Source organism: Micromonospora sp. WMMC273, from assembly GCF_027460285.1.
Lineage (GTDB): Bacteria > Actinomycetota > Actinomycetes > Mycobacteriales > Micromonosporaceae > Micromonospora > Micromonospora aurantiaca.
On record NZ_JAPZBE010000001.1, the window covers coordinates 1,758,213 to 1,780,152 of the forward strand.

A 21,940-nucleotide genomic window follows, 5' to 3' on the forward strand; every position below is an offset into this window, starting at 1 on the left:
GTCCGAGTCCACCGGATTCTTGGCGGAACGGTGACGCGGCGCCGCAACGGCGCTCGGCGGGGGGCGGGCCGCGCTCAAGCGCGGGCGGCGGCTCCCGCGGAAGGATGAGCTTTTCGAGCCTTATGCCTCTCGGTCATATTTATGACGGAGAGGCATGACGCCGGCGGGGCAACTCTTCTCTTCCGGGGCGACACGCCGAGCCCGGGCGGCGCGTTAACCGGTCGACCGCGGGCGTGGGCCGTGCCACGATCGCGCGATGCCTGCCTCCGTGACCGGCCTGCTGCGCCGCCAGTTCGACCTGACCTGGGCGCTCGCCGAGTACCACCTCGACCGGCTGGAGCCGGCGGACTTCCTCTGGGAAGTGGGCGGCGTCTGCTGGACCATGCGCCCCGAGCCGGACGGCGGGTGGCGTCCCGACTGGGCCGACAGCGAGCCGGACCCGGTGCCGGTGCCCACGATCGCGTGGCTGACCTGGCACGTCGGCTGGTGGTGGTCGGTCGCGACCGACCACGTGCGGCAGCGTCCGGTGCGGGAACGCGACGACATCCGCTGGCCCGGGCCGGGCCCGGAGACCATCGCCTGGCTGCGGGAGCTGCGGACGGAGTGGACGGACGCGCTGGACGGGCTGACCGGGGCCGACCTGGAGCGGCCGTCGGCGTACCCCTGGCCGGCCGACGCGGGGTTCACCGTCGCGGACCTGGCCGCCTGGGTGAACGCCGAGCTGATGAAGAACGTGGCCGAGATCGGCCAGCTCCGGCTGCTGCGAGCGGCCGGGCTCAGTGGGCGCCGCCGAGGTTGAGCACCACCACCCCGGCGATGACGAGCCCCGCGCCGATCACCTTGGTCACGCTCAGCGGCTCACCGAGGAACGCCGCGCCGATCGCCATGATGGCGGCGGTGCCGAGGCCGGACCAGACCGCGTACGCGACACCGACCGGGATGTCCTTCACGGCCAGGGAGAGCAGCCCGAACGCGGACAGGTACGCCACCGCCAGGCCCAGTGTGGGCCAGAGCCGGGTGAAACCGTCGGTGGCCTTGAGCAGACTGGTGCCGATCACCTCGGCGGTGATCGCGCCGAGCAGGAACAGGTACGCCATCGCAGGACCGTACCCGGTCCTGCGATGGCGTCCGGTCAGCTCGGTCAGGAGACCGTGCAGGCCTTTCCGTTCAGGGTGACCAGCCCCGGATCCGGGTTCGGGAACCGGGAGGCGGTCCCGTTGAAGCCGAACGTGGTGGACGCGCCCGGCGCCAGCTTCGCGTTCCAGGACAGGTTCTTCGCGGTGACCGTGGCGCCGCTCTGGCCGAGCTGTGCCGACCACGCGTGGTCGACCTTCTGGTCGCCGAGGAACGCCCAGCGCAGGCTCCACCCGTTCACCGCCGTCGTGCCGGTGTTGCGCACCGTCACCTGGGTGGTGAAGCCGGACGGCCAGCTCCCGTGCGTGGTGTAGGTGACCGCGCAGGACGGCGCCGGCACCGCGCCGGCGTCACCCTGGTCGGCCAGGAACGACGCGAGCCAGGCCAGCGCCGAGTTCCAGTTGATCGCCACCTCGTTCGTCGCGTACGAGTTGATGTCGTCGACGTAGCAGAACATCGGCGCGCACCCGGCAAGCAGGTTCGCCGCGAACGGGTCCTGGAGCGCGGCGTTCGGACCACCGGCGAGCGAACCGGCCGGCGGGCGCGGCAGGTCCGGGTTGAGCTGGTGGCCGAAGATCCGGCTGTGCTGGTTGCGGGCGTGCTGCTCGCCCCACCCGGTCACGTACGACATGTTCAGCGCGTTGCGGCCGAACAGGTAGTCGGCGGCCTGCACCGCGCCGTCCCGGTACTTCGCGTCCCGGCTCAGGTCGAACGCGGTGGCGAGCACGATCGCGTTGTTCACCAGGTTGCTGTTGCTGCCCCAGACGTACGCGTCGGCGCTGCCCGGGAACGGCAGCCCGTACGCCTGGCCGGCGATCGTGGCCAGGTATCCGTCGGCGGCGGCGGTGATCGACTCGCGGATCCGGGTCTTCTCCGCCGCGGGCAGCGTGTTCGGCACGGTGGCCAGGTCCAGGCGGCCCAGCGCGGCGACACTCTGCCAGCCGAACGCGCCGGTCGGGGCGAACACGTCGGCGGTGTGCAGCGGCGAGCCGGTGATGTCGGCCAGGTACGCCTTGTCGCCGGTGGTCAGCCACAGCTCGACAGCGGCCCAGTAGAACTCGTCGGTGACGTTCGTGTCGTCGTACGCGCCGCCGCCGGTGCCGTCGCTGGCCGAGGCGTAGATCGCCGGGTGCGCCTTGGCCGCCGCGTACGCGGTCTTCGCGGCGGTGCCGCAGCGCGCGGCGAACGCGGCGTCGTACGGGGCGTACAGCCGCTGGCACTGCGCGGCGACGGCGGCCAGGTTCAGCGTGGCGGCGGTGGACGGCGCGTGCAGCTCACGCGGCTGCGGGTCGTCCTGGGGCTGCAGCGGCAGGCCGGTCCAGTTCCGGTCGTGGATCTTGTGGTGGACCATCCCGGCCAGCGGTTTGCCCGCCGGCACCTGCATGCGCAGCAGGAACTCCACCTCCCAGCGGGCCTCGTCGAGCACGTCCGGCACGTCGTTGCCGCGCTCGGGCAGTCGCAGCGTCGAGTCGCCCAGGGCGGCCCCGCCGGCGGCGGTCTCGGCCGTCTTGGTCCGCTCGAACGTGCTCAGCAGCTGGTAGGCGGCGATGCCGCCGTTGACGACGTACTTGCCGTGGTCGCCCGCGTCGTACCAGCCGCCGCGCACGTCCAGCGAGTAGTCGCAGACGCCGGCCTGGCACGGCACGTCGGTGTCACCCTGGTTCGGCTCGACGCCGAGGTGGCCGGCCGGGCGGGCGTACTCCTCGCCGATCAGGTCGCCGTCGATCTCGATGCCGCTGCGCTGGGCGTAGAAGAACTGCAGCGAGTCGGCGCGCAGCCGGTCGTAGAGCGCGCCGGAGATGTCGAACGGGTGGCTGGTCTCGCCGTCCACTGCCAGCGTGTAGCCGGTGCCCGGCGTGCGGTACGCGGAGAAGTCGACAGTCTGCACGTTCTGCGCCGAGGCGACGTCGGTGCCGCGCGGCGTGGTCTGCCCGCTGGCGACCACCGCGCCGCCGGCCGACTTGAGCTGCCAGGGCAGGGCGTCGGTGGCCTCGGTGACCACTGTGGCGTGCTTCGGCCCGCCGGGCAGGTAGCCGACCTGGTTGACCCGGACCCGGGGCCCGGTGTCCGGCTCGTACGGCGGCGCCGGCTCTCCGCCGCGCAGCGACACGTTGTCCAGGCAGAACGTCTGCGCCTGGGCGCTGCCACCGACCTGGAAGATCAGCTGGGCGGTGGGGTTGTCGGCCGGGGAGGTGAACGTGGTGGTGACGTGCTTCGCGGTGCCGGTGGCTGTGGCGTCGACGCTGGCGTAGGTGGTGTAGGGGGCGCTGCCGAGCTGGAGCACCGCCTTGACGGCCGCGCCGGGGGTCGCGGAGACGTCGAAGGACAGCTCGTACTCGGCGCCCTGGGTCAGCGGCACCGCGTCCTGGCCGATCCCGGCGTCCCACGGGTTGGCTGTGCCCGCCGCGACGGAGGTGCAGAGCCGGCCGTCGACGACCGCGAGGTCGCCGGTGCCGTACGAGAACCAGGGGGAGACGCCGGCGCTGAAGTCGCCGTTGCGCAGTTGTTCGGGGGCATCCGGCGGCACCTCGGCGCTCGCCGGGCCGGCGGTGAGGCCGGTGAGCGCCAGCGTGGTGGCCGCGAGTGCGGCGAGCCGACGACGGGATCGGGTCACGGAGGTTCCTTCCGTGCTCGGGGGTGGTGGGGGAGACCGGGAGCTGGGAGCGCTCCCAATATCAGCCCGATGTTTCCACCGCGTTCCGTCGCTGTCAATCGATCCGGCCCGATGAGGCATCCCGCCCGCGCGCGGCCCGATTCGGCGCGCCACGTACGATGTCAGTGATCTCCTAGAGACATCCGAGCCCTCGACCTGGCAGGCTGCGACCCATGACCCTGAAGCTTCGTTCCGTCGGAGCGAGCGACCGTGGGCTGATCCGCAGCGGTAACCAGGACGCGCAGCACGCCGGTGCCTGGCTGGTCGCGGTCGCCGACGGCATGGGCGGCATGGCGGCCGGCGACCTGGCCAGCCGCATCGCCATCGACGCGGTCGCCCCGCTGGACGTGGAGACGCCGGAGGACGCTCTCGTCGCCGCACTCCAGGGCGGGATCGAGCTGGCCACCGCGCGGATCCGCCAGGCCGTCGAGGAGGATCCGGAGCGTCAGGGCATGGGCACCACGCTCACCGCGCTGCTGTTCGCCCGTACCGGCAGCTGTCTCGCGCTGGCGCACGTCGGCGACTCCCGGGCCTACCTGTACCGCGAGGGCGTGCTCAAGCAGGTCACCCGCGACGACACGTTCGTGCAGATGCTCGTCGACCAGGGCGTCATCACCGCCGAGCAGGCCAGCAGCCATCCCCGGCGGGCGGTGGTGACCCAGGCGTTGCAGGGCGACGAGGTCTCCCCGTCGTACGCCACGATGGTGCCCCGGGCCGGTGACCGCTGGCTGCTGTGCAGCGACGGCCTCTCCAACGTGGTCCGCGCGGACACGCTCACCGAGGTGCTCAGCGAGCAGCCGGAACGCGACGCCTGCGCGGCCCGGCTGATCGACCTGGCGTTGCGGGCCGGCGGCCCGGACAACATCACCGTCGTGATCGCCGACGTCGTCGAGGAATAGCCCTCACCGCCGTCGCGGGGCGGCCCTTCGGGTCGGCTCGGCGGTGGTCGGGTCCTCCGGCCACGGATGGCGCGGGTAGCGTCCGCGCAGCTCCGCCCGTACCTGCTGATAGCCGGTGCGCCAGAACGAGGCCAGGTCGGCGGTGACCGCCACCGGCCGCCCGGCGGGGGAGAGCAGGTGCAGCAGCACCGGCACCCGCCCGTCGCCGATGCGCGGCACGTCCCGCCAGCCGAACGTCTCCTGGAGCTTGACCGCCAGCACCGGCGCGGCCGGGTCGGCGTAGTCGACCCGGATCCGCGAGCCGCTGGGCACCTCCAGGCGCTCCGGGGCCAGCTCGTCCAGCCGCGCCGCCTGCCGCCAGTCCAGCAGCCGCCGCAGCGCCGCCGCCACGTCCACCCGGCCGAGGTCGGCCCGGCGGCGGGCGCGGGCCAGCTCCGGGCCGAGCCAGACGGGTGCGTGGTCCAGCAGCGCCGCGTCGGAGACGTCCGGCCAGTCGTCGCCGAGCGCCTGGCGGCAGAACGCCAGCCGGCGGCGCAGCCCGGTCGCCTCCGGCGTCCAGCGCAGCAGGCCCGGTCCCTCCTGCCGCAGCCCGTCCAGCAGCGCCGCCGCGACCAGCTCCGGGTCCGGCGCGGTGAGCGGCCGGTCGACCAGCTCGACGGCGCCGAGCCGGACCACCTCGCGGGCCACCACGTCCCCGCCGGACCAGGCCACCTCCCGCCCGGTGTCCAGCAGCGCCGCCCCGGCCTCCCGGGCGGTCGCCTCGTCGATCGGCGCGGCGAGCCGCACCCGGGCGGCGGGCGCGCCGGGGGAGCGGTCGGCCACCGCGACGGCCAGCCACGCCGCTCCGGCCAGCCCCGAGCCGGGCGCCAGCTCCGCGGCGGTCCCGCCGGCCATCAGGTACGCGGACCCGCCCGGCCGCCGTGCCCGGGCCAGCCGTTCCGGGTACGCCAGTCCGGCGAGCAGCCCCGCGGCCAGATCGTCCGGCAGGCGCCCCCGCTCGGCCGCGCCGTCGGCGGGCAGGGCGGCGCGCAGGCGGCGTACCTCGGTGCGCCAGCGCGCGGTTGCGGCCGGGTCGGTGCCGTCGCGCAGTCGCCGCCAGCGGGCGGGCAGGTCGTCCCCGGTCCCGCCCAGCGTGTCCTCGCCGAGGATCGCCACCACCTGGGCGGCCCGTTCGGCACCGACCCGGGGTGCGCCGTCCAGCAGCGCCCGCGCCAGCCGGGGATGCGTGCCCGCCGCCGCTACCGCCCGTCCCCGCGCGGTGATCCGGCCGTCGTGGTCCACCGCGCCGAGCGTGGTGAGCGTCTCCCGCGCCACAGTCAGCGCGGCCGGTGGCGGTGGGTCGGGCAGCGCCAGCCCGGTGCCGTCCGGTGTGCCCCAGGCGGCCAGCTCCAGCGCGAATCCGGTCAGGTCGGCGGTGGCGATCTCCGGTTCGGGCTGCGGGGCGAGCCGTTCGTGTGCCGCCTCCGACCAGCAGCGGTAGACCGCGCCGGGCGCCTCCCGTCCGGCCCGGCCGGCGCGCTGGGTGGCCCCGGCCCGGGACACCGGCACCGTGACCAGCGCGCCCAGCCCTCGGGCCAGGTCGGTGCGCGGCACCCGGCTCAGTCCGGCGTCCACCACCACCCGGACGCCGGGCACGGTCAGGCTGCTCTCCGCCACCGCCGTCGCGAGCACCACGCGCCGTCCGGCGGCCGGGGTGAGCGCCGCGTCCTGGGCGGGCCCGGGCAGCCGGCCGTGCAGGGGCAGTACCGCGATGTCGCGCAGGTCGGCCAGGCGGCCCGCGACGGCGGCGATCTCACCCGCGCCGGGCAGGAAGACCAGCACGTCGCCGTCGCGTTCGCGCAGCGCCCGGCGCACGGTGGCGGCCACGTGGTCGAGCAGCGCGGGATCGACCCGGCCCGCGCCGGGCGGCGTCACCGGGCGCGGCGGTGGCGCCCACACCCGCTCGACCGGGTGCAGCGCGGCCTCGGCGCGTACCACCGGGGCGGGGTCGCCGGCGCCGAGCAGCGCCGCGAACCGGTCCGTCTGCGGGGTGGCCGACATCGCCAGCAGCCACAGGTCCGGGCGCAGCGTCGCGCGGGCCTCGACGCTGAACGCCAGCGCCAGGTCGGCGTCGAGGTGCCGTTCGTGACACTCGTCGAGCACTACCGCGTCCACGCCGGGCAGCTCCGGGTCGTGGTGCAGGCGGCGGACCAGGAGGCCGGTGGTGACCACCTCGACCCGGGTACGCGGGCCGGTCCGGCGCTCGCCGCGCACCGCGTATCCGATCCGGTCGCCGACCCGCTCGCCGAGCAGGGCGGCCATCCGGTGCGCGGCGGCGCGGGCGGCGACCCGCCGGGGCTGGGCGATCACCACGCGGCCGGGCACCGCGTCGGCGACCGCGAGCGGCGCGGTGGTGGTCTTGCCGGTGCCCGGCGGCGCCACCAGGACGGCGGCGCCGCGCTCGCGCAGCGCGCCGACGAGCGCCGGCAGGACCGGGCGGACCGGCAGGTCGAGCGGGATGTCGGCGAGCACGGCCCCACTCTCGCACCGCGCCGCCGGACGGTCCGCGCTGCCCCCGGAACGCGGAACGGCCCGGCCGGCGCACCGCCGACCGGGCCGGGTGGCCGCCGCGCCGGGTCCGCCGACCCGGCCGCAGCCCCCTTGCTAGTACGTTCCGTCGAGCTGACCGCGCAGCTTGGTCAGGGCCCGGGCCAGCAGCCGGGACACGTGCATCTGCGAGACGCCGATCTGCTCGGCGATCTGCGACTGGGTCAGGTTGCCGTAGAAGCGCAGCGTAAGGATCTTCTGCTCGCGCCGGTCGAGCGTGGCGAGCGCCGGGCCGAGGGCGACGCGCATCTCGGCCAGCTCGAACTCGCCGTCCTCGCCGCCGAGCAGGTCGCCCAGCTCGGTGGCCCGCTCGCCGTCGCCGGTCGGGGTGGACAGCGACACCGCGTTGTAGGCGCGGGCGCCCTCCAGGCCCTCCAGCACCTCTTCTTCGGTGAGCTTGAGGTGGGCGGCGATGTCGGCGACCGTCGGGGAGCGGCCGAGCGTCTGGAGCAGCGTGCTGTTGGCGTCGGAGATCGCCAGGCGCAGCTCCTGGAGCCGGCGGGGCACTCGGATGTCCCAGGTGCGGTCGCGGAAGTGGCGCTTCAGCTCGCCGATGATGGTGGGGATGGCGTAGCCGGCGAAGTCGACGCCGCGCGACGGGTCGAACTTGTCGATCGCCTTGATCAGGCCGATCGCCGCGGTCTGCGCCAGGTCGTCGTTCGGTTCGCCGCGGCCGCTGTAGCGGTGGGCCAGGTGGTTCGCCAGCGGCAGCCACGCCTCGATGGCGCGGTCGCGCAGCGCGGGCCGGGACGGGTGGCCGGCCGGCAGCGCGGCCATCGCGGCGAGCAGGTCGGCGGCGCTGTCGGTGAGCGAGCGGGGGTCGAGCTTCGCGGAGCCGGCCGGCGTGGTCGCCGGGGCGCTGGTCGTGGGAGCGGTCATGGGTGGTCCTCCCTGCACCTCGTCCACGGAAGAAAAAAGACGTGACGCTCAGGTTTAGGTGTCGGTAGTACGTTCGGAAGCCACCATAGCCCGATCGTGCTGCGGAAATCTAGCCGAAAGTACGATGTACTTAAGGTGTGGCGGGGTATGGACCTCGTTTTTCCGGGCATAGCGCGTCCCGATCGGTCAACGAAGAATCCGACAGGTGGTCGATGTGTCGGCTTTCTGTCGTTGTCCCGCCGACGGGACCGCCCGTAGCGTCCGTAGCGACACGTCAACGGAGGCACCGTGCTGGATCCCGCCGCGCCGCAACTCGTCATCAACGCCCGGACGCTGCTGTTCAGCTGGCTCCCGGCGGATCCCCGCGCGGTCGACACGCTGCTGCCCGCGGGGCTGCGCCCGCACCCGCAGCGTCAGGTGTTCGTCAACCAGTACGTGGTCGACGACGAGACGCAGACCTCCGGCTTCGGCGCGTACTCGCTCACCTACCTGGGTGTCTCACTGGCGGATATGGATCCGCCCGACGGCGAGACGCCGGGTGGCTGGTGGACGCACTACCTCACCTCCAGCGAGCGGGTCCGGCAGTACGCCGCCGCGCGGGGCGCACCCGCCGCCGCCGGGCAGACCCGCCTGGACCTGCGGGGCGACCGGCTCACCGCCGAGACCCGGGCCGCCGACGGCACGCTGCTGATCCGGGTCACCGCCCGGGTCGGGCACACCGGCACCGAGGCGCACATGGGCCATCACCGTTACCTCACAGGCAACGACGGCGAGCTGATCGTCACCGACTATCCGTACGTGGCCGAGCCGGTGTCCCCGTTCGAGGTCGAGTCGGTGGAGTTCCCGGCCCCGGAGCACCCGGTCCACGCGTTGCGGCCGGCCAACCCGCTGCACGTGTGCTGGGGCTTCTACTCGCCGCGCGTGTCGTTCGCGTACCCGGCCCGCCCGAACGTGCCGGACGAGCCGGCCGACCTTCACCAGGTGCCGGCCCGGCGGGCCCGCAGCGGCCTGCCGTCCGGGTCGTAGACCAGCCGGTACGCGGGCAGCGCCCAGAGCCGCGTACGCCAGGGCAACCGCTCCGGGCGGTGCGGCCGCAACCGGCCCGGCGGACGGGGACCGGCCCGGCCCCCGGCGTGCCAGCGCTCCAGCTCGTCCGCCGCCGCGGTGATCGCCGCGACCGCGTCCGCCGGGTCCAGCAGGTCGTCGTCCTGCGCGCCGCCCGGATCGCGGTCCAGGTGTTCGCGCCACAGCCGCAGCCGCAGGTCGCGGGCGAACACCCGGGCGCCGTCGCCCAGCCCCGCCGGGTCGGCCGGCGCCCGCTCGTCGCGGGTGTCGTCGAGCACCGCGCAGGACAGCTCGCTGTCGTGCGTCCAGGACCGGCGGTTGAAGTTGTCGCTGCCCACGCTGGCCCACACGTCGTCCACCACGCAGACCTTCGCGTGCACGTAGACCGGCGTGCCGTCGTGGTTCTCCACGTCGAACACGTGCACCCGCTCCGGCGCGGCCCGGTGGCACAGCGACAGCGCCTGCTCCCGGCCGACCATGTTCGGCGGCAGCGCGAGCCGGCCGTCCACGTCCGGATGCCGGGGCACGACCGCCACCAGGTGCAGGTCCGGGTGCTCCTGCAGCGCCTGCGCGAACAGTTCCGCCACCTCGGTCGACCAGAGGTACTGGTCCTCCAGGTAGATCAGCCGCCGGGCCCGGCGTACCGCCTTGGTGTAGCCGCGGGCCACTGTGCGCTCGCCGTCCGGGGCGAACGAGTAGCGGGGGCGCACCGCCGGGTAGGTGCGCAGCACCTGCACGTGGTGCGGTCCGCAGGGCGGCGGGTCGGCAGGCTGCTCGGGCAGCGGGTCCGGGCGCAGGTCGGAGCCGCGCAGCCGGTCCCGCAGGTACGCCATCGGGTTCTCCGAGTCCAGCGGCATCGGGTCGGTCCACCGCTCCCGGAACGTGGTGTCGAGCGCGCCGACCACCGGTCCGCGTAGCGCGAGCTGCACGTCGTGCCAGGGTGGCGTGGGGCCGTACCGCGGGGACATGCCGACCGGCTGCGGGTCGCCGGCGTGGCCGGCGTCGTCGCGGCGGCTGTGGCACAGGTCGATGCCGCCGGCGAAGGCGATGTCGCGGCTCGGGTCGCCGGGCCGGCGCAGCACCACGAGCTTCTGGTGGTGCGAGCCGCCGCGCCGGACCCGCTGGTCGAGCAGCACCTCGCCGCCGGCCGCGCGGACCGCCTCGCTGAGGTCGCGGTTCTCCGCCTCGCTGTAGGAGAGCGTGTCGAGGTGGGAGCGCCAGAGCAGGCCCTTGACGATGACGCCGCGCTGGGCGGCCTGCGCGAACAACTGCGCCACGGTGGGGCCGTCCGGGCGCATCCGCTCGTCCGGGTCACCGCGCCAGTCGGTGAAGAACAGGTGGTCGCCCGCGGACAGCGCCTCCACCTCGCTGACCAGGCGGTCGAAGTACGCGGCACCGTGAATCAGCGGCTCGGCGAGGTTTCCATCGGCCCAGACGGGTAACTCAGACCCCGGGTTGGCGCGTTCCTGTGCGGTGAGGAACCAGTCCCGCAGAGTCACGTTCCACCCCCCGAGGTCGACGACGTCCTCACACGGTAGGACCCCCGGCAGGGCCCCGCACGTCGAGCAGCAGGTCGGCGTCGGTGCCGCGCGTCAGGGGTGCGCCGGACCCCTGGATCGCGATACCGAGGAGGCACCGACATGCCCGCCGAGACGACGAACACCGTGACCGACCGCGACCAGGTGGTGGAGGGGGAGCGGGGTGCGCTGGTGGCGGTCCTGTTGATGGTGATCCTCGGGGTGGCCGGGATCTTCGCCGTCTCCTGAGACCGCGGCCGGGCGCCCCGGCGAACCGGGGCGCCCGTAGCAGGTCAGGGCCGGTCGCCCTGGCCGTCGGTGTGCGGCACCCGCCCGGTCGGGATCACCCCGAGCCGGCCGGCCTGGAAGTCCTCGACCGCCTGGATCAGCTCGGCGCGGGTGTTCATGACGAACGGGCCGTAGTGCGCCACCGGCTCGCGGATCGGCTGGCCGCCCATCAGGTAGAGCTCCAGCGCCGGGGTGTTGGAGTCCTGTGTCCGGTCGGCGGTGATCCGCAACGCCTCACCGGGCCCGTGCACGGCGAGCTGGCCGAGGTGGATCGGCCGCCGGTCGGTTCCGACGGTGCCGCGGCCGGCCAGCACGTACACCAGCGCGTTGAAGTCGGACCGCCACGGCAGGCTCAGCTCGGCGCCGGGTTGCAACGTGACGTGCGCGATGGTGATCGGCGTGTGCGTCGAGCCCGGACCCTGGTGCCCGGCGACCTCACCGGCGATGACCCGGATCAGGCCGCCGCCGTCGGGCGTGGTCAGCAGCGCCGACTCCCGGCCGCGGATGTCCTGGTAGCGGGGCGCGCTCATCTTGGCGACGCTGGGCAGGTTGACCCAGAGCTGCAGGCCGTGGAACAGCCCGCCGCTCATCACCAGGTGCTCCGGCGGCGCCTCGATGTGGAGCAGGCCACTGCCGGCAGTCATCCACTGGGTGTCGCCGTCGGTGATGGTGCCGCCGCCACCCGTCGAGTCCTGGTGGTCCATGATCCCGTCGATCATGTAGGTCACCGTCTCGAAGCCGCGGTGCGGGTGCCAGGAGGTGCCCTTCGGCTCGCCCGGCGCGTAGTCGACCTCGCCCATCTGGTCGAGGTGGATGAAGGGGTCCAGCTCGGTCATCGGCACGCCGGCGAAGGCCCGGCGGACCGGGAAGCCCTCGCCCTCGTACCCGCTGGGGGCGGTGGTGACCCGGCGGACCGAGCGGTATTCGGTGGCCTCGCCGAGCTGCGGCAGGCGGGGCAGGACGAGGACGTCGTCGACGGTGATCGCGGGCATCGCGGGGCTCCTTACTTGTCGGCCGGGGTGGACGACGCGGTGCGGTCGGCGCGCAGGCGCCGGCCGAGCCGCTCGAAGACCCGGGTGAGGCAGGCGACCTCGGCGTCGTCGAGGTCGTCGATCAGGTGGGCGCGCACGGAGCGCAGGTGGTGCGGCGCGGCCTCGCGCAGGGCGAGCAGGCCGGCGGCGGTGAGCACGGCCTCGCTGCCGCGCCGGTCAGCCGGACACGCCTCCTTCGCCACCAGGCCGCGCTTGCGCATCGTGGTGATCTGGTAGGTCAGCCGGCTCGGTGAGAACACCAGCCGGTCGGCCAGCTCACCCATGCGCAGCCGGTGGCCGGGCGCCTCGGAGAGCAGCACCAGCACGTGGTAGTCGGCGAAGCTCAGGTCGCTGTCGGCGCGCAGGTCGTCCTCGAGCCGGGTGAACAGCCGCTGGCTCGACTCGATGTACGCGCGCCAGCAGGCCGTCCGCTCCGCGTCCAGGCTCTCCGTCATGGCTCCGAGAGTAGCACTATTTAAAATTTAAACAAGCTCTGCTGCCGTGGGGACCTGCTCTCCTCCGTAGGCCTCCTTCAAACCTGAAGAGATGACCCGGCTAGGGTCGGGGGATGGACGATCTCGACCTGCTCGACTGGCGGGAGCGGGTGGCCCGGCTCTACCTGTCCGGCCTCGACCTGGCCGGGTTCCGGGCCGCGCGCGACGAGCTGTTCCGCACCCACCCGAGCAGCCCGGTGCCGCCCGCCGACCGGCCCGCCTTCACCGGGCTGCGCTGGTACCCTCCCGACCCGTCGGCTGTGGTCGAGGCGCCGCTGCGCCCCGCTACCGGGGAGCTGCGCATCGACACCGGCGGCCCGGACGGCGTGGTCGCGTACCGGCGGGTGGCGGTCGCCGAGACGCCGTGGGGCCCGCTGACGCTCTGGTGGATCGAGGCGTACGGCGGCGGGCTGTTCCTGCCGCTGCGCGACGGCACCTGCGGCGACGGCTCGTACGGCGGGGGCCGGTACCTCACCGACACGGTCAAGGGCACCTTCGGCCGGGGACTGACAGTGCTCCCCGGCGACCGGGTCCGGCTCGACGCCAACTACCTCTACAACCCCAGCTGCGCCTACGACGACAGGTGGGCCTGCCCGCTGGCGCCGCCGGAGAACCGGGTGGACGTGCCGCTGCGCGCCGGGGAGCGGGCGTACCACGAATGAGGGGAGGGCCGCCCGGCCCTCCCCTCATTGCCCTACCGGTCAGCGGGCGGTGGCGCCGGTTGGTGTCAGGTGCATCCGGCTGAGCAGTTGCTGGGCCTGACCGGCCATCTCCGCGTCCACAGTCACCGCGTACTGCGCGGCCCGCAGTGAACTGGCCGACGTGAAGTCACGCTGCCCACCGCTCATGGCGTGTGCCACAGCACCGAACACCGCACCCCAGATCGCACCGATCACCAGCCCGACCAGGATCACCGCCAGCCAGTTCCCGGCGGTGAAGATGCCGAACAGCAACCCGATGAACAAACCGAACCAGGCGCCGGTGCCGGCCCCGAGCAGGGCCGCCCGGCCCGTGGTGAGCCGTCCCATCACGGTCTCCACGAGCGTGAGGTCCGTACCGACGATCGAGGTACGTTCCACCGGGAAGCGGTTGTCGGCCAGATAGTCCACCACGCGCTGGGCGGACGGATAGTCCGGGTACGAGCCGATCGTGACGGTCGGCGCCCCGGCGTGCGGTCCGTGCCCGTCCCCGCTCGGCGGCGTCGGGCGACCGCCCGGGCCGGACGGGAGGTTGTCGCTGCCCGGCATTCCGGGTTGCCAGGCCGCGGTCGGAGTCGAGGGTCTGGTCATGAGCATCCTCCTTCGTCAACCCACCGCGTTCCCGGCGCCGGGCAGCGGTAACGCGCCGGGCCGGACCGATGTGGCGAGGCATGCCGATGCCCCGGGCCGGGTAGCCACATCCGTGCCGACCCGACACATCAGCGAGCACGGCTTCCTCGCCGACGGGCGCAGCGCGGCCCTGGTCGACCGCGACGGCTCGGTCAACTGGTGGTGCCCGCCCCGGTTCGACGCGCCGTCGGTGTTCGGGCGGTTGCTCGACGAGCACGCCGGGCACTGGAGCATCCGACCCGAGGGCGCGGCCACCAGCACTCGGTCCTACCTGGACGACACGCTGGTGCTGCGTACCGTCTTCACCACGGCGACCGGCACGGTCGCCGTCACCGACGCACTGGCGCTGGAGCACGGCGCGCGGGGCCACGACATCGGGATGCGCTCGCCCCGGGTGCTCGCCCGGCTGGTCGAGGGGCTCACCGGCGAGGTGGCGATGCGTGTCGAGTACGCGCCGCGCTTCGAGTACGGCCGGGTCGGCGCCTACCTCACCGAGCACGACGGGGTGGTGGCCGCCACCGCCGGCGCCTGCCGGCTGGAACTGCGCGCCGACGTCCCGCTGGCAGTCGCCGAGGGGGCCGCCGCCGGCCGGTTCACCGCCCGCGCCGGCAGCGTCCACCGCTTCACCCTCGGGTACGCCCCGGCGTACGCCGGCGCCGCACCGGCGCTGCCCGACGCCGCCGAGGCGGTGGCCGAGACCGTCGCCGCCTGGCGGTCCTGGTCGGCGCTGCACGACTACCAGGGTGAGTACCGCGACGAGGTGCGGCGCAGCGCCCTCGCGGTGCAGGGCATGACGTACGCGCCGAGCGGCGCCGTCGTCGCGGCGGCCACCACCTCGGTGCCGGAGAAGCTCGGCGGCGACCGCAACTACGACTACCGCTACGTGTGGCTGCGCGACTTCAGCCTCACGCTCCAGGCGCTGTGGCGGGCGGCCTGCCCGGACGAGGCGGACCGGCAGTTCACCTGGGTGGCGCGGGCGATGGGCCGGATCGGCGACGAGCCGGTGCCGATCATGTACGGCGTCGAGGGGGAACGGGACCTCACCGAGCACGACCTCGACCACCTGGCCGGGTACGAGCACAGCCGGCCGGTGCTGGTCGGCAACGACGCCTGGCGGCAGCGGCAGAACGACGTGCTGGGCGAGGTGCTCGACGCCGCCTGGCTGATGCGGTACTACCTCGACCCGATGTCACCGGAGGTCCGCGACCTGCTGCGTACGCTCGCCGACCAGGCCGAACGCGGCTGGCACCGGCCCGACGCGGGGATGTGGGAGGGGCGCGGCCCGCAGCGGCACTACGTGTCGTCGAAGGTGGAGTGCTGGACCGCGCTGGACCGGGCGGTCCGGTTCGGCTCCCGCATCGGCGAGCCCGCCGACGTGGCGCGCTGGGCAGCCGCCCGCGACGAGATCCGGGCGGCTGTGCTCACCCACGGCTGGAACGAGCGGGTCGGCGCGTACACCGGGGCGTTCGGCGCCGACGACCTGGACGCCTCGGTGCTGGTCATGCCGCTTGTCGGTTTCCTGCCCGCGAACGATCCCCGGATGCGCGCGACGATGGACGTGCTGGAGCGGCGGCTGTCCCGCGACGGGCTGCTGCGCCGCTGGGACGGCGACCCGGCCGGGTTCGTGATCTGCTCGTTCTGGCTGGCCGCCTGCCTGGCCGAGGCGGGGGAGCTGGACCGGGCCCGGCGGCTGTTCGAGCGGCTGGCCGCCCGCACCAACGACCTCGGCCTGTACGCCGAGCAGATCGACCAGGACACCGGCGAGCAGACGGGCAACTTCCCGCAGGCGTACTCGCACATCGGCCTGATCATCGCCGCCGGCCGCATAACGGACGCCGCCGCCTCTTCCCGCCACCCCGCGCCTGCTTCGCGTCGATCATGAGGTTGACGGCGAAGTCGATCTCCCTGAGTGCCGCCAACTTCATGATCGACCCGGGGAAGCGGGGGTGGGGGAGGATGAGGGGGTGGAACTGGTCGTGATGGCTGACACGCATGTGCCCAAGCGGGCGCGGGATCTTCCGGGGGCGCTGTGGGGGGCCGTCGAGGCCGCGGATGTCGTCGTGCACGCCGGGGACTGGGTGGACGTGGCGCTGCTGGACGCGCTGGAGAAGCGGTCGCGCCGGCTGGTCGGCGTGTACGGCAACAACGACGGGCCGGAGTTGCGCGCCCGGCTGCCCGAGGTGGCCCGCGTCGAGCTGGACGGCCTGCGCGTCGCCGTGGTGCACGAGACCGGCCCGAAGACCCGCCGCGAGGAGCGCTGCGCCGCCGCGTACGGCGACTGCGACCTGCTCGTCTTCGGACACTCGCACATCCCCTGGGACAGCGTCGCCCCGGGCGGCCTGCGCCTGCTCAACCCCGGCTCACCCACCGACCGGCGGGCGCAGCCGTACGCCACCTACCTGACCGCGCGGGTGGCGGCGGGGCGGCTCGACCGGGTCGAACTGCACCGCCTGCCCCCGCGCTGACCTCAGCGGCCCCGGCCGGTCTCCGCCTGGAGCTCGTCGATCCGCCGGGACGCCTCGGCCTTGGTCAGGCCCTCCGGCACCGGCTCGCCCGCCTCCTGGGCCAGGGTGTGCAGGTACGACTCCTGGGCGGCGGTGGGCGGCTCGTCGCCGGTGACCCAGTCGTCCGGGTCCTTGACGGCGGCGTCCGGATTCACGTTCCTGCCGCTGGTGTTGGCGCGCTCGGCCATGCTCATCACCTCTCCTCGAACAGGTGTACCACTACCCCCGGCCCGGCGGGTTCATGCCGCCCGCCGCCTACGATCACCTGGTGACGGCGGAGCGGGCGGGCGTGGTGGTGGTCGGCGCGGGCATCGCCGGGGTGGCGTGCGCGACCGAGCTGGCGCGGGCCGGCATCCCGGTGCGGGTACGCGAACGGGCCCGGGTCACCGGCGGTCGGATGGCCAGCAAGCGCTTCGACGGCCGCCCTGCCGATCTGGGCGCCGCGTACTTCACGGTGGACGACCCGGACTTCGTCGCCGTGGTGGACCGGTGGCGGGACGCCGGGCTGGCGCGGGAGTGGACCGACACGCTCGTCGCGTACGGGCCGCGCGGACGCGAGCAGGTCGCAGGCCCGATGCGCTGGGCCGCCCCGCGCGGGCTGCGCTCGCTCGTCGAACACCTCGCCGCCGACCTGCCGGTGACGCACGACCGGCTGGTGATGACGGTCGAGCCCGGCCCCCGGGTGGACGGCACCGCTGCCGAGGCGGTCGTGCTCGCCATGCCCGGCCCGCAGGCGGCGCTGCTGCTGGACCCGGCGCTGGCCGAGGCGACCCGGGCGGTCGCCGCACAGCGCTGGTCGTCGGCGCTGACCGGGGTGCTGCACTTCCCGGCCCGTCGCTGGGCGGACTTCCGTGGCGCGTTCGTCAACGACCACCCCGTGCTCAGCCTGGTCTGCGACGACGGCGACCGGCGTGGCGACGCCGCGCCGGTGCTGGTCGCGCACACCACCGCCGGGTTCGCCGCCGGGCACCTGCTCCAGCCCACCGCCGCCCGCCCGGCTGTCGAGCAGGCGGTCCGCGACCTGCTCGGACTCCCCGAGCCGGCGGTGTCGGTCCACGTGCACCGCTGGACGTACGCGTCCCCGGCCGCGCACGCCGGGAGCGCCACGTACCACCTGGACGACGACGGCATCGGCCTGGCCGGTGACGCGTTCGGCCGCCCGCGCGTACAGACCGCCTGGCGCTCCGGCCGGGACCTGGGCCGCGCGCTCGCCGCCCGGCTGGGCGGATAGCCCGGGCCGGTCAGCCGGTGGCGCCCACCGGTTGGGCCGCCGACCCGGCCCGCGTGTCCTCGCCGGTGCGATCGCCCTCCCGGTCCAGCAACTGCATGACCGGTGTCGCGGCGATCCCGTGCGCCACCACCGACACCACCACCACGAGACCGACGGTGGCCCAGACCAGATCCGCCTGCGGGAAGTCGGTCTTGCTGGTGGCGTACGCCAGGTAGTAGAACGAGCCGACGCCGCGGATGCCGAACAGCGAGATCACCCAGTGCTCGGCCGGTTTGCCGGGCGCACCGCGCAGCGACAGCCACCCGGCCAGCGGCCGGATCACCAGCACCAGGGCCAGCCCGGCCAGCGCCGCCGGCCAGGTCAGCGGCGCGAGCAGCCCGCCGATCACGGCCCCGCCGAACAGCAGCAGCAACAGCACCGTGAGCAGCCGCTCCACCTGCTCGGCGAAGTCGTGCAGCACGGAGTGGAACTCGTGCGTTCGCTCGGCGGCCCGGATCGCGCGAGCGGCCACGAACACGGCCAGGAAGCCGTACCCGCCGATCACCTCGACCAGCCCGTACGCGAGGAACGTCGCGGCCAGCGCGAGGAAACCCTCGGAGTGCTTGGCCAGCCGCAGCTTGCTCGGGGCGCGGAAGAACAACTTGCCGAGCAGCCAGCCGACGAGCAGCCCGCCGCCCACCCCGGCGGCGAGCTTGTAGAGCACGTCCACGGCGAACCACTCGGCGAGCCAGCCGGACGGCGCGAGCCCGGTGGTGGCGATCGCGATGGCCGCGTACACGAACGGGAAGGCGAGCCCGTCGTTCAGGCCCGCCTCGGAGGTGAGCGCGAAGCGCACCTCGTCCTCCGAGTCCTCCACATCTGTCGGTTCACCCACCTGCACGTCCGAGGCGAGCACCGGGTCGGTGGGCGCGAGCGCCGCGCCGAGCAGCAGCGCCGCGGCCGGCACCAGACCGGCCCACCACCAGCCGAGCAGCGCCACCGCGGCGATGCACAACGGCATGGCGATCGCCAGCAGCCGCCACGTCGACGACCAACGGGCCCAGCTCAACGGGCGGTCGATCTTCAGACCGGCGCCCATCAGCGCGACGATCACCCCGACCTCGGTGAGGTGGGTGGTCAGCTCCGGCCAGCGCAGCGGGTCAGGTGTGGGCAGACCGGTGGGCAGTACGAACACGAGCATGCCGAGCCCGAGGAACGCGATCGGCATCGACAGCGGCCGTCGCTCCAGGACCCGGGGCAGTACCCCGGCCAGCAGCGCACCGACGCCCAGCAGAGCGAACGCGACATCGACCGGTTCCACGACACCACCCTTCGGCCGCCCGTGGACCGGGCGGCGGAGTCCAGCAGTGCCCCGAAGCGGGCCCGGTTAAGCGTGTGCGTGCCCGTCGATCGGACGGGCCGTCAGCCGAGCGTGGCGATGGCGCTGTCCGGCAGGGCGTCCAGCAGCGCCGCCGGGTCGTCGTAGACCGCCACCGCGCCCGCGCCGGCCAGCTCCGCCCGGCCGGTGCCGCCGCAGGTCAGCCCGATACAGGGGATGTCCAGCTTGCCGGCGGCGGCCACGTCCCACACCGAGTCCCCGACGAACACCACCCGCTCGGCGGCCAGCCCCGACTGGTCCAGCGCGGCGACCAGAATGTCCGGCGCCGGCTTGCTCTCCTGCGCGTCGGCCGACGAGGTGACCGAGTCGATCACGTCGTCCGCGTCCAGCGCGGCGCGCAGCGCTGTCACCTCGTGCTCGGCGGCCGAGGTCGCCAGCACCACCCGCAGCCCGCGTTCCGCGCAGGCGCGCAGCAGTTCCCGCGCCCCGGGCAGCGGCGCCAGCCGCTCCCAGTACTCCGCGTACAGCGTGTCGTGCGCGTCGCGCAGCCGGCCGTCGGCGTCCCGGTCCCGCTCCGCGCCGAGCAGGTGGTCGAGGATCTTGTCCGAGCCCATGCCGATGGACCTGTGGATCCGCGCCATCGGCACCCGGTGGTCGGCCTGGCGCAGCGCCTCCCACCAGCTCACCGTGTGCAGGTACGTCGTGTCGACCAGGGTGCCGTCAACGTCGAACAGGACACCGCGTCGCTTGTCGTCGGCCATGTCCGGCTCCTACCCGGCCGGGGCGTCGCCGACGCGCGACTCACCCGCCGGAATGAGGATCTCGAACCACACGGTCGATCCGCGTACGGCCGGGTCGGTGCCCCACGCGTCGCTCAGCTCCTCGATCAGGCCGAGCCCGCGGCCCCGGCTGCTGAGCGTGTCGGTCTGCGCCCGGGTGACCTGACCCCGGGTGCCCGAGTCGGCCACCGACACCAGCAGCCGCTCCGCGGACAGGTCGACCTCGACCCGGGCGGCGGTGCCGGCGTGCAGCAGCGCGTTCGTGGTCAGCTCGCTGGTGCACAGCACCGCCGCGCCGATCACCGCCTCCGGCACCCGCCACTCGCCGAGCTGCGCGGTCATCCAGTGCCGGACCCGGCTCGGCGCAGTCGGCTCGGCCGGCACCTCCATGCTCGCCGACCGGCTGGGGCGCACCGCGTACTCGACGGCGAGCACCGCCACGTCGTCCTCGGTGGCGCCCGGCACCGACGCGGTCGCCACCGCGCACAGCGCACGCGGATCGCCGCCGGCCGCCCCGGTCACCGCCGCGCCCAGCCCGGCCATCCCGGCGGCCAGGTCCTGCCAGCGCCGCTCCACCACGCCGTCGCTGTAGAGCAGCAGCGTGTCGCCGGGCCGGAACGGCACGGTGGTGGTACGCGCCCGTCCACCCAGGCCCAGCGGAGGTGCGGGCGGCACGTCGACGAACTCGGCCACCGGCGCGCCGGGGCCGGCGCGCCGGATCAGCGGCGCGGGATGACCGGCGCTGGCCAGCGTGACCAACTCCCGGTCCGCCTCGACCACGCCGAAGACCACTGTCACGAACAGCTCCTGGGTGCCGCCCTCGACGCCGAGGCTGGCGACCAGCCGGTCCAGCCCGTCGAGCACCGCGTCCGGCCGGGAGTCGACCAGGGCGAGCGCGCGCAGCGCGGCGCGTACCTGGCCCATCCGGGCGGCAGCCTGCACGTCGTGCCCGGCCACGTCGCCCAGCACCACACCGAGAGCGCCGGTGGGCAGCAGGAACGCGTCGTAGAAGTCGCCGCCCGCGGCGTTGCCGTCCACGCCCGGGTCGTAACGCGCGGCGATGCGCAGCCGGGGCAGGTCCGGCAGCCGCTCCGGCAGCATGCTGCGCTGCAGCATCTGGGCGGTGCCATGCTGGGTCTCGAAACGGCGGGCCCGCTCGGCGGCCTGGCCGACCAGCTCGGCGGACGCGGCCAGCAGCGCCCGTTCCGCCGGTGACCAGGGCCGCGGCGTCCGGTAGCCCACTGTCAGCGAGCCCCGCACCACAGTCGTCCGCAGCGGCAGCGCCGCCAGCGCCCGGATCTTCTCGTCGTGCCGGTCCGCCGCGACGCCGCGCAGCGGCTGCCCGTCGGCGGTGAACGAGGCGACCCCGCTCCGCGCGGTCACCACCGCGGGCAGCGCCGACTCGGCGGACATCCGCCGCCACAGCGGGGGCAGCCGCTCGTCGGCCTCGTCGAGCAGCTCACCGCGGATGCGGCGGACCAGACGCCACGCGCTGCCCTCGTCCACCGCGAACGACACCCGGTCGGCGTCGAAGGAGTGCAGGCAGTAGCGCAGCGCCACCCGCGCCACGTCGTCGAGCGTGAGCGTGCCGGCCAGCGCCGCCGCGAAGTCGCTCAGGCTCTGCAACTGCTGGGTCAGCTGGGTGGTCTGCGCCGAGACGGTGAGCACGCCGGCGATGCGGCCGGCCGAGTCGCGGACCGGGCAGTGGCCCCTGGTGAACACGGCCGGTTCGGCCGGGCCCTGCCGGTCGGCCGGCAGCACCGCCTCCCGTTGCAGGAACGGCTCGCCGTGCCGGTAGACCCGCTCCAGCGCCTCGCCTGCGCCCGGGTCGCGCCACACCTCGGCGAACGCCTCGGCCGCGGGCCGGCCCAGCGCCTCCGGGTGCCGGTCGCCGATCAGCTCGGCGTACCCGTCGTTGTAGAAGACCACCAGGTCGTCGCCGAGGAGCAGGGCCATCGGGACCGGGGAGGCGAGCACCACGTCCGCGACGGCGCGGACCGCGGGGTCCCAGGTGTGCGGGGCGCCCAGCGGCGTACCGGCCCACGGGTGGGCGGTCCCGGCCGCCTGCCCGCCGACGACGGGATCGGTGGGCGCTCCCGGTGCGGTAGCGGACGGCGTGGGAATCCGACCGACGGTGCCTGGCATGACCGCAGCCTAACCGGAGCGTGGCCGGGCGGTTCCGATCATGCGTCCGTGGCGGATACGGGTGCCGCCCGGCGCGGATGTTCGGGCAG

20 protein-coding genes are annotated in these 21,940 nt (G+C 74.4%); 8 read left to right on the forward strand and 12 right to left on the reverse strand.

Features of this window, described 5'->3' with window-relative positions; translation table 11 throughout:
- Nucleotides 1-256: 256 nt before the first annotated feature.
- Entirely contained in the window at nucleotides 257-799 is a 543-nt protein-coding gene (locus O7611_RS08370) for a DinB family protein (RefSeq protein ID WP_194800980.1), read from the forward strand.
- On the opposite strand, the gene O7611_RS08375 is transcribed toward O7611_RS08370, so the two are convergent.
- Together O7611_RS08375 and O7611_RS08380 are read right to left on the reverse strand one after the other, a co-directional pair.
- On the reverse strand, nucleotides 777-1,097 hold the full coding sequence (locus tag O7611_RS08375; RefSeq protein ID WP_194800981.1) for a DMT family transporter: 321 nt from the start codon (nucleotides 1,095-1,097) through the stop codon (nucleotides 777-779). The genes O7611_RS08370 and O7611_RS08375 overlap by 23 nt on opposite strands.
- A 44-nt stretch (nucleotides 1,098-1,141) precedes the next feature.
- Complete coding sequence (locus tag O7611_RS08380; protein WP_269696525.1) at nucleotides 1,142-3,748, reverse strand: glycoside hydrolase family 9 protein; 2,607 nt, start codon at nucleotides 3,746-3,748, stop codon at nucleotides 1,142-1,144.
- Nucleotides 3,749-3,960: 212 nt separating this feature from the next.
- Here O7611_RS08380 and O7611_RS08385 point away from each other — a divergent pair, with 212 nt between their 5' ends.
- A complete protein-coding gene (locus O7611_RS08385; protein WP_194800983.1) occupies nucleotides 3,961-4,686 on the forward strand; it encodes a PP2C family protein-serine/threonine phosphatase in 726 nt (241 codons plus the stop codon).
- 3 nt (nucleotides 4,687-4,689) lie between these two features.
- Here O7611_RS08385 and hrpB read toward each other — a convergent pair whose 3' ends face one another.
- Nucleotides 4,690-7,197: an ATP-dependent helicase HrpB gene (gene hrpB / locus O7611_RS08390; protein WP_269696526.1), complete on the reverse strand. Its 2,508-nt coding sequence runs from the start codon at nucleotides 7,195-7,197 to the stop codon at nucleotides 4,690-4,692.
- 132 nt (nucleotides 7,198-7,329) lie between these two features.
- Nucleotides 7,330-8,151, reverse strand: coding sequence for a SigB/SigF/SigG family RNA polymerase sigma factor (locus tag O7611_RS08395; RefSeq protein ID WP_194800985.1), 822 nt, complete (start codon nucleotides 8,149-8,151; stop codon nucleotides 7,330-7,332).
- Nucleotides 8,152-8,439: 288 nt separating this feature from the next.
- Between O7611_RS08395 and O7611_RS08400 the strand changes: the two genes are divergently transcribed.
- A complete protein-coding gene (locus tag O7611_RS08400; protein ID WP_269696527.1) occupies nucleotides 8,440-9,177 on the forward strand; it encodes a hypothetical protein in 738 nt (245 codons plus the stop codon).
- Here O7611_RS08400 and O7611_RS08405 read toward each other — a convergent pair.
- Nucleotides 9,126-10,715, reverse strand: coding sequence for a phospholipase D family protein (locus tag O7611_RS08405; RefSeq protein ID WP_269696528.1), 1,590 nt, complete (start codon nucleotides 10,713-10,715; stop codon nucleotides 9,126-9,128). The genes O7611_RS08400 and O7611_RS08405 overlap by 52 nt on opposite strands.
- Nucleotides 10,716-10,856: 141 nt before the next feature.
- Between O7611_RS08405 and O7611_RS08410 the strand changes: the two genes are divergently transcribed.
- Nucleotides 10,857-10,982, forward strand: coding sequence for a hypothetical protein (locus O7611_RS08410; protein WP_255533052.1), 126 nt, complete (start codon nucleotides 10,857-10,859; stop codon nucleotides 10,980-10,982).
- A gap of 44 nt (nucleotides 10,983-11,026) precedes the next feature.
- Here O7611_RS08410 and O7611_RS08415 read toward each other — a convergent pair whose 3' ends face one another.
- Together O7611_RS08415 and O7611_RS08420 are read right to left on the reverse strand one after the other, a co-directional pair.
- Nucleotides 11,027-12,013, reverse strand: coding sequence for a pirin family protein (locus O7611_RS08415; protein ID WP_194800988.1), 987 nt, complete (start codon nucleotides 12,011-12,013; stop codon nucleotides 11,027-11,029).
- A gap of 11 nt (nucleotides 12,014-12,024) precedes the next feature.
- Nucleotides 12,025-12,507, reverse strand: a complete 483-nt coding sequence (locus O7611_RS08420; RefSeq protein ID WP_194800989.1) for a MarR family winged helix-turn-helix transcriptional regulator — start codon at nucleotides 12,505-12,507, stop codon at nucleotides 12,025-12,027.
- A 113-nt stretch (nucleotides 12,508-12,620) separates the two neighbouring features.
- On the opposite strand from O7611_RS08420, the gene O7611_RS08425 reads away from it, so the two are divergent.
- A complete protein-coding gene (locus O7611_RS08425; protein WP_194800990.1) occupies nucleotides 12,621-13,208 on the forward strand; it encodes a DUF1684 domain-containing protein in 588 nt (195 codons plus the stop codon).
- Nucleotides 13,209-13,247: 39 nt separating this feature from the next.
- Here O7611_RS08425 and O7611_RS08430 read toward each other — a convergent pair whose 3' ends face one another.
- Complete coding sequence (locus O7611_RS08430; RefSeq protein ID WP_013285375.1) at nucleotides 13,248-13,835, reverse strand: general stress protein; 588 nt, start codon at nucleotides 13,833-13,835, stop codon at nucleotides 13,248-13,250.
- A gap of 112 nt (nucleotides 13,836-13,947) precedes the next feature.
- On the opposite strand from O7611_RS08430, the gene O7611_RS08435 reads away from it, so the two are divergent.
- Together O7611_RS08435 and O7611_RS08440 are read left to right on the forward strand one after the other, a co-directional pair.
- Nucleotides 13,948-15,756: a glycoside hydrolase family 15 protein gene (locus tag O7611_RS08435; RefSeq protein WP_269696529.1), complete on the forward strand. Its 1,809-nt coding sequence runs from the start codon at nucleotides 13,948-13,950 to the stop codon at nucleotides 15,754-15,756.
- 82 nt (nucleotides 15,757-15,838) lie between these two features.
- On the forward strand, nucleotides 15,839-16,339 hold the full coding sequence (locus tag O7611_RS08440; RefSeq protein ID WP_269696530.1) for a metallophosphoesterase family protein: 501 nt from the start codon (nucleotides 15,839-15,841) through the stop codon (nucleotides 16,337-16,339).
- Between the two features lie 2 nt (nucleotides 16,340-16,341).
- On the opposite strand, the gene O7611_RS08445 is transcribed toward O7611_RS08440, so the two are convergent.
- Nucleotides 16,342-16,566, reverse strand: coding sequence for a DUF3072 domain-containing protein (locus O7611_RS08445; RefSeq protein ID WP_135239321.1), 225 nt, complete (start codon nucleotides 16,564-16,566; stop codon nucleotides 16,342-16,344).
- Nucleotides 16,567-16,667: 101 nt separating this feature from the next.
- On the opposite strand from O7611_RS08445, the gene O7611_RS08450 reads away from it, so the two are divergent.
- Nucleotides 16,668-17,609 (forward strand): NAD(P)/FAD-dependent oxidoreductase, encoded by a 942-nt coding sequence (locus tag O7611_RS08450; protein WP_269698067.1) that lies wholly within the window; start codon nucleotides 16,668-16,670, stop codon nucleotides 17,607-17,609.
- A 10-nt stretch (nucleotides 17,610-17,619) separates the two neighbouring features.
- On the opposite strand, the gene O7611_RS08455 is transcribed toward O7611_RS08450, so the two are convergent.
- From O7611_RS08455 to O7611_RS08465, 3 genes are all read right to left on the reverse strand, one after another.
- Nucleotides 17,620-18,909 (reverse strand): cation:proton antiporter, encoded by a 1,290-nt coding sequence (locus O7611_RS08455; RefSeq protein WP_194800992.1) that lies wholly within the window; start codon nucleotides 18,907-18,909, stop codon nucleotides 17,620-17,622.
- A 101-nt stretch (nucleotides 18,910-19,010) separates the two neighbouring features.
- The gene (locus O7611_RS08460; RefSeq protein ID WP_194800993.1) at nucleotides 19,011-19,688 is read right to left on the reverse strand and encodes an HAD family hydrolase; all 678 of its coding nucleotides are present in this window, start codon (nucleotides 19,686-19,688) and stop codon (nucleotides 19,011-19,013) included.
- 9 nt (nucleotides 19,689-19,697) lie between these two features.
- Nucleotides 19,698-21,851, reverse strand: a complete 2,154-nt coding sequence (locus O7611_RS08465) for an ATP-binding SpoIIE family protein phosphatase (protein ID WP_194800994.1) — start codon at nucleotides 21,849-21,851, stop codon at nucleotides 19,698-19,700.
- Nucleotides 21,852-21,940 lie beyond the last annotated feature (89 nt).

What these genes read in the sequence shown, in the direction of transcription:
- O7611_RS08370 (WP_194800980.1), top strand. Translation starts at nt 257, where the DNA reads ATGCCTGCCTCCGTGACCGGCCTGCTGCGCCGCCAGTTCGACCTGACC.
- O7611_RS08410 (WP_255533052.1), top strand. Translation starts at nt 10,857, where the DNA reads ATGCCCGCCGAGACGACGAACACCGTGACCGACCGCGACCAGGTGGTG.
- O7611_RS08375 (WP_194800981.1), bottom strand. Translation starts at nt 1,097, where the DNA reads ATGGCGTACCTGTTCCTGCTCGGCGCGATCACCGCCGAGGTGATCGGC.
- O7611_RS08430 (WP_013285375.1), bottom strand. Translation starts at nt 13,835, where the DNA reads ATGACCAGACCCTCGACTCCGACCGCGGCCTGGCAACCCGGAATGCCG.
- O7611_RS08420 (WP_194800989.1), bottom strand. Translation starts at nt 12,507, where the DNA reads ATGACGGAGAGCCTGGACGCGGAGCGGACGGCCTGCTGGCGCGCGTAC.
- O7611_RS08460 (WP_194800993.1), bottom strand. Translation starts at nt 19,688, where the DNA reads ATGGCCGACGACAAGCGACGCGGTGTCCTGTTCGACGTTGACGGCACC.
- O7611_RS08465 (WP_194800994.1), bottom strand. Translation starts at nt 21,851, where the DNA reads ATGCCAGGCACCGTCGGTCGGATTCCCACGCCGTCCGCTACCGCACCG.
- O7611_RS08425 (WP_194800990.1), top strand. Translation starts at nt 12,621, where the DNA reads ATGGACGATCTCGACCTGCTCGACTGGCGGGAGCGGGTGGCCCGGCTC.
- O7611_RS08445 (WP_135239321.1), bottom strand. Translation starts at nt 16,566, where the DNA reads ATGGCCGAGCGCGCCAACACCAGCGGCAGGAACGTGAATCCGGACGCC.
- O7611_RS08385 (WP_194800983.1), top strand. Translation starts at nt 3,961, where the DNA reads ATGACCCTGAAGCTTCGTTCCGTCGGAGCGAGCGACCGTGGGCTGATC.
- O7611_RS08415 (WP_194800988.1), bottom strand. Translation starts at nt 12,013, where the DNA reads ATGCCCGCGATCACCGTCGACGACGTCCTCGTCCTGCCCCGCCTGCCG.
- O7611_RS08395 (WP_194800985.1), bottom strand. Translation starts at nt 8,151, where the DNA reads ATGACCGCTCCCACGACCAGCGCCCCGGCGACCACGCCGGCCGGCTCC.